Source organism: Frankia gtarii, assembly GCF_025403375.1.
Lineage (GTDB): Bacteria > Actinomycetota > Actinomycetes > Frankiales > Frankiaceae > Frankia > Frankia gtarii.
This window is the reverse complement of the sequence record NZ_JAMPTM010000261.1, coordinates 1-9,233: the sequence shown is the minus strand read 5'-3', so window position 1 is coordinate 9,233 and position 9,233 is coordinate 1. Positions and strand designations below refer to the sequence as shown.

Annotated in this window: 3 protein-coding genes; all 3 read left to right on the top strand. The window is 74.8% G+C overall.

What is annotated here, in order from left to right; genetic code table 11:
- Positions 1–145 precede the first annotated feature (145 nt).
- A complete protein-coding gene (locus tag NBZ83_RS26175; protein ID WP_261575991.1) occupies positions 146–4,567 on the top strand; it encodes an HAD-IC family P-type ATPase in 4,422 nt (1,473 codons plus the stop codon).
- Between the two features lie 1,005 nt (positions 4,568–5,572).
- Positions 5,573–6,463 (top strand): undecaprenyl-diphosphate phosphatase, encoded by an 891-nt coding sequence (locus tag NBZ83_RS26170; RefSeq protein ID WP_261569853.1) that lies wholly within the window; start codon positions 5,573–5,575, stop codon positions 6,461–6,463.
- A 164-nt stretch (positions 6,464–6,627) separates the two neighbouring features.
- Positions 6,628–9,233 (top strand): HAD-IC family P-type ATPase (locus NBZ83_RS26165; protein WP_261575990.1); only part of this gene is annotated, 2,606 nt, incomplete at its 3' end.

Below are 9,233 nucleotides of genomic sequence, written 5' to 3'. Positions count from 1 at the left end.
CACCCGGGCCGGCGCCGGGGGCGAGGGGGATGACGCGGGACAGCCGGGTGCCGGCGCCGCGGTCGGTCCTGCGGCCGACATTCGAGCCGGCGATGGCCACGCGAAGCTTCCTGGGCACGCCGCGCATCCGGGGGATCCGGGGCCGTTGGTCGCCGCGGTGATCGGACTCGGCGTGGACACCGCGGCACTCGGCGTCGCCGTGGCGGCCCGGGTCTACCGGGTGCCGGCCGTGCCCCGTGCGGCGGGTGCGGTGGTGGCACTCGTGGATCACCAGCCGTGGGTCCGGCGGGCGGTGGAACGCCGCCTCGGCCAGCATGGCGCCGATCTGACGATCGGCCTGCTCGGCGCAGGCGTGGGTGCCCTGACCCAGAGCCCGGACATCCTCGTCGTCGACGTGGCCCACCGGGCGGCGGTCGTCGGCGAGCTGCTCGCCGAACGGGCGGCGTTCATCCGCCGCCAGCCCGACCTCCTGCGCCGTACCGCCCGCGCGGACCAGGTTCCCGGCTCGCCGGCTGTCCCATCCGAACCGGTTGCCGCGCAGACATCGGGTGTCGCGGCGGGGCTGCGGGCTGCCGCGGCGCTGGCCGGTGGCGGGGATCCGTCGGTGCCAGGGCAGCCGTCCGGAGCCTCGCCTGGCCCGTCGCGACTACCCGGCGAGATCGGCGCACGCGCGCGGGAGCACCGGCCCCGCCCCGTTCCCGCCGGCCCGATCGAGCGCAGCGCCGAGCGGATGGCCGCCGTCGGGCTCGCCGTCGGCACCGCCAGCCTGCTCGCGACCGGCTCCCCGCGCGTTGGCGGTGAGCTGGTGCTGGCGACCGTGCCGCGGGCCGCCCGACTGGGCCGGGAGGTCTTCGCAGCCACGGCGGCCCGCCGGCTGTCCGCTCGGGACGTGGTGATCCTCGATGCCCGCTGCCTGCGCCGGTTCGATCGGATCGACGCCGTCGTCGTCTGCGCGCAGGTGCTGCTGGGGGAGCGGATGCGGGTGCTGGCCGCCGCCGACGCGGCCACCTGGTCGCGGGCGGATCGCCTGCTCGACGAGGTGGACCCTCGGCGGGTGTTCCAACCGGGCGACGTCGTCGCGCGGCAGGGGGCCGAACGGGTGGTGGCGGTGCACACCGAAGGGCCACGATCGGCGCTGCACCCATCCGGGCTACCCGTCGAGCTCCGCGTCGGCCGCCGTCGGGCGCACGCCGTCGTCGGTGCCGAACTCGACGGGCTCGCCGAGGCACTCCTGCGTGCCGCCCGGGCGTGCGGCACCGTCGTGCTCACCGCCCACGCCAGCACGGTCGAGCTCGCCACCCTCGTCGACACCGTGCTGCCCGCGGGCACGGCTGTGGACACCGAGGTCTGGCGGCTGCAGGCGGCCGGCCGGATGGTCGCCGTCGTGGCCGGGGGTGCGCGCCCGGAGGCGCCGGCGGTCGCCGCCGGGGACGCCGACGCGTTGTTCAGCGCGGATGTGGGCATCGGGGTGGACATCCGGGGGGCTCGCCCGCCCTGGTCGGCTGATCTGATCTGTGCGGACGGTCTGGTCGATGCCTGGCGGATCCTGCAGCTCCCCCCGGTCGCCGCGTCGGTCAGCAGCCGGTCGGTGACCCTCGCCCACTGCGCGTCGGCCCTGGCCGTCCTCACCACCATCGCCGGGCTGGGACGCGACGACACCGGTGCGGGCCAGGGCCGCTGGGCGGGGCTGATCCGGCCCGCGGCGCTCGTGCGCGCCACGCCGGTCAACGCTGCCGCGCTCGGCGCGATGGCGCTCGGCGCGCTCAGCGCGAGCCGCGCCGACCGGCACAGCCCTCCCGCGCCTGCGTGGCACACCGACTGGCATGCCCTGCCGGCGGACGCCGTGCGACGCCGGCTGGCCGCCGTCCCGCGGGACCCGGCGGAACTGGCCGGCGCCCGCACCGCCGAACCGGACTCCACGCGGGGGGACATCGACGCCCCGACCTCCGGACGCGGCGTCGGCCCGATGGCGTCCGCGGCCCGTGGGTTCGCCGTCGCGCTGCTTTCGGACCTGAGCGATCCGCTGATCCCGGTGCTGTTCGTCGGGGCCGCCGCGAGCGCGGTGCTCGGGTCGACGGTCGACGCGGTCCTCGTCGCAGGCGTGTCGGTCGCCAACGCCGTGGTCAGCGGGGCACAGCGGGCCAGGGCCGAGGCGGTGATGCGTCGGCTGATGGCCCGGCACATCCCGCTGGCCCGGGTGGTGACGACGACGGACACCCGGCTTGTCGACGCTGTCGACCTGCGCATGGGCGACCTCGTCGAGGTGCGTGCCGCCGACGTGGTGCCCGCGGACGCCCGACTGGTCCACGCCGAGTCTTTGGAGGTCGACGAGTCCTCCCTCACCGGGGAGTCGGTGCCCGTCGTCAAGGACACCGCCCCGACGCCGGGCGTCGCGCTCGCCGAACGGCACAACATGCTCTACGAGGGGACGACCGTGCTCGCCGGGTCCGGTCGGGCGGTGGTGGTCGCCGTCGGCACGGCGACCGAGGCCGGTCGGGCGGGGCAGGCGGCGGTCGGCCACGGGCTGCCGCAGGGGGTGCAGGCCCGGCTCGCCGATCTGACCCGGCTCGCGATCCCGCTCACCGCGGTCAGCGGGATCGCCGTGGCCGGACTGTCCTGGCTGCGTGGCACGTCGTTGCGGACAGCGGTCAACGCCGGGGTGGCCGTCGCGGTGGCCGCGGTACCCGAAGGGCTTCCCCTGGTCGCCACGGTCGCGCAGATGGCATCGGCGCGCCGGCTGGCCGGGCTCGGTGTGCTCGTCCGCTCCTCCCGCACCGTCGAGGCCCTCGGTCGCGTCGACACCGTGTGCTTCGACAAGACCGGCACCCTCACCGAGGGTCGGCTGGTGCTGCGTGACGTCGTCGTCCGCTCCGCTGCCGCGCGCGGGCGGGCGGCCGGTGCCGCGGGTGAGCCTGCCGCCCGGTGGCGGCGGGTCCCCGCGTCGGATCCGGCCGCGGCGGCGGTGCACCGGATCGCGGCGGCGGCCAGTCCGGCTCCGGGTGGGCCGGCGCCGCATGCCACCGATCGGGCGGTGCTCGATGCCGCCCACGGGCTCCCCCCGTTGGGGCGACGCCTGGCGGAGATGCCGTTCGAAACCGCGCGTGGATATGCGGCCACGCTGCTGCGTGACCCGGGCGGGACGGAGGTGCTCGCCGTCAAAGGCGCCCCTGAGGTGCTGCTCGACCGATGCCGGCTGGGATCCGGCCGGCGGCGGGAGGCCGTGCTGGTCGCCGAGGATCTGGCCAGGCGGGGGCTACGAGTCCTCGCCGTCGCCCGTGCGGACCAGACCTCACCCGACCAGACCTCACCCGACCGGGGGCGGCGCGTGGGCGCGCACACCCGATCGAACCCGGGAAGCCCAATCGGGGCAGATCGGCTCCGCACGTTGGAGCTTGTCGGTTTCCTCGGCCTGGCCGACACGCCCCGGCCATCGGCCGCCCCGGCTGTGCGACGGCTGGCCGAGGCCGGGATCCGGGTGCTCGTCGTGACCGGAGACCACCCGGTGACCGCGGGCGCGATCGCCGCCGAGCTCGGCGTCCCGGGGGCTGACCACGTCGTCACCGGCGCGGAGCTCGCGGTGCTCGGTGACGAGGAGTACGCGCGCCGGGTCGAGGAGGCGACGGTGTTCGCGCGCATCTCCCCCGAGCAGAAGGTGCGCCTCGTCCTCGCGTTGCGCCGGCGCGGTCACGTGGTGGCCATGACCGGGGACGGCACGAACGACGCCGCCGCCATCCGCGCCGCCGACGTCGGTGTCGCCGTGCGCGGCCATGGGTCGGCGGCGGCCACCGGCGCCGCCGACCTCCTGCTCACCGACGCCGACGTCACCCGCCTGGTCGACGCCCTCGAGGAGGGCACGAGCATGTGGCAGGCGGTGACCGATGCGGTGTCGGTGCTGGTCGGCGGCAACGCCGGGGAGGTCGCGTTCACCGTGCTCGCAACGGCGCTCGGGGGGACTGCGCCGTTGAACCCGCGCCAGCTGCTGCTCGTCAATCTGCTGACCGACATGGCCCCGGCGATGGCCCTCGCCGTACGGGGGCATGCACCGCCGGGCGGGTCTCCCGCCGTCCGCGACGACGACGCCCCCGCCCGGTCGAGCGGGCAGACCGGGCGGGCGCACAGCGGGACCGGCCCGGTCGGGCCCCGGGAGGCCCGACATGGCGGGGGTGCGGCGACCGACTGGCTCACCGGCCCGCTGCGACGCATCCTGCTGATCCGCGGCGGGGCGACCGCGGGCGCGGCGAGCGCCGCGTGGCTGCTCTGCCGGCTCACCGGCACCCGGCGGCGTGCCTCGACTGTCGCGTTGCTCGCGCTCGTCGGGGCCCAGCTGGGCCAGACCCTGGCCCTCGCGGGCCGGGATCCGCTGGTCATCACGACGGCGATCGCCAGCGTGGTCGTGCTTGCCGTGCTGGTGCAGACGCCAGTGCTCAGCGCGCTGTTCGGGTCCCGGCCGGTCGGGCCGGTCGGTTGGAGCATCGCGCTGGGCGCCGCCGGCGCGGCCACCTTCGCGGCCTGGCGGGCGGCAGGCCATCACAGTCCCGCCGTGCCGCCCGGCGCACGGCCGGGTTAGGCCCGCTGGCCGGCTGACGCGCCGAGCCAGCGGCGCACCAGGGTGGTCAGGACGAGGATGACCGCCGTCCCGACCACCTCGATGATCAATCCTGCGAGCAGATGGTTCAGCATCGGATCTCCCGTATCTGGCGTGGATGCCCTGCACGTCCCGATCTGGCGTCGCCGCAGCGGCTCGGTCACCTGTGCCGACACCGGAGCAGAGCAGGCGTCGACGGCCCTCGCATTCCGGTGACACCTTCCGATCCGAAGGTGAACGGAAGGCGAGCTTGTCCGTTCATGGATATGACGCGACGATGAAGCCGTCCGTGGCGAACGCCTGTGGACGGCGAGGGTGACCGGTTCAGCCGGTCGCGCGCGGGATGTTCGGATCCCGTGGCGCCGCGTCGCGCCGCGAGCAGTGCGCCGGCGGCGGCCAGCCCGGCCGGGATCGGGATGGCGACGGTCGCCGCGCCCGCGAACCGGCGAACCGGCGAACCGGGTCGCCGCCGGCCGGCCGCGCGCCGTAGACCAGCCCGCTGAGCGGGCTCATCACGGCGATGCCCGAAGAAGGTCATGATCACCGCCGGTATGCCGGTATGCCGGTATGCCGGGAAGCCGGGAAGCCGGGCCACTGGTACGGAACGGGGCGCGGGCATCGCGAGAGTGCCGGCCATCGCACCGGTGGCAGCCGCGGTACCGGTACCGGCCTCGGGACGGCGGCGTCGCCGGGGAAAAGGATCATGGATGCGTCCACGGGCCACACCAGCCACAACGGCGGGAAACCGGACGACGGGTCGCATCGCACCCTACCAGCCACGATGCCGGCAATCCGGGCGCTGTCGCCGCGGTCGCGGGCCCGGCGACGGCCGCCCTCCCCGCCATCCGGGTGTGCTCCGCGCTCCGCTAGCGTGAGGCGCGTGGAGGGGTGCACACCGATGACGCGACCAGATCGGACCCGACGGGCAGGTGACCCGCCGACCGGCAGGGGGACCGCCGCGCGCTCGGGTTCCGCCGGCCGGCGCCGATGAACTTCTTCGAGGGCACGGTCCTCGGACTGGTGCAGGGGTTGACCGAGTTCCTTCCCGTCTCCTCCAGCGCGCACCTGCGGATCACCGCCGCGCTGGCCGGCTGGGACGATCCCGGCGCCGCGTTCACCGCGGTCACCCAGATCGGTACCGAGACGGCGGTGCTGATCTACTTCCGCAAGGACATCGCGCGGATCGTGCGGGCCTGGGCGCTGTCGTGGACCCGCCGGGAGATGCGCAGGGATACCGACGCCCGCGTCGGCTGGCTGGTCATCCTCGGCACGATCCCCATCGGCCTGCTCGGCGTCACGTTCCAGGACGCCATCGAGGGGCCGTTTCGCGACCTGCGTCTGATCGCGACGACGCTGATCGTGCTTGGTCTGATCCTCGGCGGCGCGGACTGGTATGCCTCGAAGGGCCGCCCGCGCGGGCGGCACTCGCTGCCGCGGCCGCGTAAGACCCTGCCCGACCTGTCGGTGCGCGACGGTGTGCTCTACGGGCTGGCGCAGTCGGCCGCGCTGATCCCGGGGGTGTCCCGGTCCGGGGCGACGATCAGCGGCGGGCTGCTGCTCGGCTACACCCGCGAGGCGGCCGCGCGCTACTCGTTCCTGCTCGCGATGCCCGCGGTGCTCGCCTCCGGCGTGTTCGAGCTGAAGTCGATCGGTGGCGACGGCGACGGCGACGGTGGCGAGGTGTCGTGGGGGCCGACGATTCTCGCCACGGTCGTGGCGTTCGCCACCGGCTACGCGGCCATCGCCTGGTTCCTGCGCTACATCTCGACCCGCAGTTTCGCGCCGTTCGTGCTGTACCGGGTCGCTCTGGGGCTGCTGTTGCTGGCGTTGCTCGCCGGGGGCGCGATCAGCGCGGACGCGGGCGCACCGGCCGACTGACGACCCGCGGGCGAACTCGTCGCAGACGCGTCAACTACGGTGGGCCTGCGGCCCATGCGGCGTACGGAACGCGCGCCGGCCGTCCGCCGGATCCCGGGCCCGACAGGCGATACCCGACGCTGCCGAGCCCCTGGTGACGGCTGCGACGGAGCGTGGAGGACGCAATGGATCGGCCAGGGGTCGCGGGAACGCGGCCGTCCGGTTTCCCCGTCTCGGCGGCAGGGCCCGCCGCCGGGCTGACGGCTGCCGAGGTCGCCGAGCGGATCGCAGACGGCCGCGTGAACGACGTGCCGCTGCGCTCCAGCCGGAACCTCGGCGAGATCGTCCGCGCCAACGTCTTCACCCGGATCAATGCGATCATCGGCGTCCTGCTGGTGTTCATGGTGATCGTCGGCCCGTTTCAGGACGCCCTGTTCGGCGGTGTGATCGTCGCGAACACCCTGGTAGGGCTGTTCCAGGAGCTGCGTGCCAAGCGCACCCTGGACCGGCTGGCGGTGGTCGGGGAGTCCCGGCCGCTGGTGCGCCGCGACGGGGTCGCGGCGCAGCTCGCCGCGTCCGAGATCGTCCTTGACGACGTCATCGAGCTCGGGCCGGGCGACCGGATCGGCGTCGACGGGGTCGTCGCCGAGGCCGAGCACCTGGAGGTCGACGAGTCGCTGCTGACCGGCGAGGCCGACCCGGTGCACAAGCAGCCCGGCGACCAGGTCATGTCCGGCAGCTTTGTGGTCGCGGGCGTGGGGGCCTTCCGGGCGACCCGGGTGGGCCGTGAGGCCTACGCCGCGCAGCTCGCCGAGGAGGCCAGCCGGTTCACCCTGGTGCACTCCGAGCTGCGCGCCGGCATCAGCACGATCCTCCGGGTCGTGACCTGGATGATCATCCCGACCGGTATCGCATTGATCATCAGCCAGCTTTACGTCAACGACGACGACCTGTCCGAGGCGATCCGCCGGATGGTCGCCGGCCTGGTGCCGATGGTGCCCGAGGGACTCGTGCTGCTCACCTCGGTGGCCTTCGCGGTCGGGGTGGTGCGTCTGGGGCGCCGTCAGTGCCTCGTCCAGGAGCTGCCGGCGATCGAGGGACTGGCCCGCGTCGACGTCGTCTGCCTCGACAAGACCGGCACCCTCACCGAGGCGGCGATGGACGTCGCCGAGCTGCGCATCGTCGACGCGGACGCCGCAACCGCGACCGATTCCGCGACCGATTCCGCGACCGACGTGGCCCGGCAGGTGCTCGGCGTGCTCGGCACCGCCGACGCCCGGCCGAACCCCAGCATGCAGGCGATCATCGACGCCTACCCGGCGCCGGCGGGCTGGGCGGTGCGGGCGGACGCCCCGTTCTCCTCGGCCCGCAGGTGGAGCGGCGCGACGGTGGCCGACCCGGCCGGCAGCGTCGCCACCTGGCTGCTTGGCGCGCCCGACGTGCTGCTGCCCGCCGGCCACCCGGTGCTCACCGAGGTCGACGGCTTCGGCGCGCGCGGCCTGCGGGTGCTGCTGCTCGGCCGGTTCACCGCCTCGCTCGACGGCGCGCTGGCCGAACCGGCGAGCGTCCCGGCCGCCGTGGTGCCGGTCGCGCTCGTCGTGATCGCCCAGCGGCTGCGGGCCGACGCGTCGGACACCCTGCGCTACTTCGCCGAGCAGAACATCGCGGCGAAGGTGATCTCCGGGGACAACGCGCTGTCCGTCGGCGCGGTCGCCCGCTCCCTGGGCCTGCCCGGCGCCGACTCGCCGGTGGACGCGAGAACGCTGCCGACCGATCCCGACGGTCTCGCCGACGCCCTGCAGACCCATTCGATCTTCGGGCGGGTGTCCCCGCAGCAGAAGCGGGCGATGGTCGCCGCCCTGCAGGCGCGCGGCCACACGGTCGCGATGACCGGCGACGGCGTCAACGACGTCCTCGCCCTCAAGGACGCCGACATCGGTGTCGCGATGGGTTCGGGCAGCCAGGCGGCCCGCGGCGTCGCCCAGATCGTCCTGCTCGACAACAGCTTCGCGACGCTGCCGTCCGTCGTCGGCGAGGGGCGCCGCGTCATCGGCAACATCGAACGCGTCGCGAACCTGTTCCTGACGAAAACCGTCTACTCGGTGCTGCTCGCGATCCTGGTCGTCGTCACCCGGGTGCCCTACCCCTTCCTGCCGCGGCACCTGACGTTGCTCAGCTCGCTGACGATCGGCATCCCGGCGTTCTTCCTCGCGCTCGCCCCGAACACCGAGCGGGCCCGGCCGGACTTCGTCGGCCGGGTGCTGCGCTTCGCGCTGCCCGCCGGGATCGTCGCCGCGACGGCGACGATGGCGTCCTACCTGGTGGCGCGGTCGATCTATGACGATCTGGACGCCGAGACGTCGATGGCGACCCTGACGCTGTTCCTGATCGCGCTGTGGGCGCTGGCGATCGTCGCCCGCCCCTACACGTGGTGGCGCGTCGCCCTGGTGCTGACCATGGCGGTCGCGTTCGTGCTGGTCCTGGTGATCCCGTTCGGCCAGGAGTTCTTCCAGCTGTCGCTGGTGGGGACGACCGGCCCGTGGACCGGGGTGGGCATCGCGGCGGGCGCGGGGATGCTGCTCGAACTCGTCTGGCTGCTGACGCGGCGCCACCTGGCCGTCGCGGCCTCCCGGGACGAGCTGGCCGCGGCGCGGCGTCCCTCGGTGTCGCAGAGCAACGTGCGGACCTTGCCGGCACCGTCGCCGTCCGCCGCCGAGCTCGTCGTGCTGGGCGCGGGGCCGGCTGCCGACGGCGAACGCGTGGCCGGGGGGGAGGCCACCGCGGGTGGAGG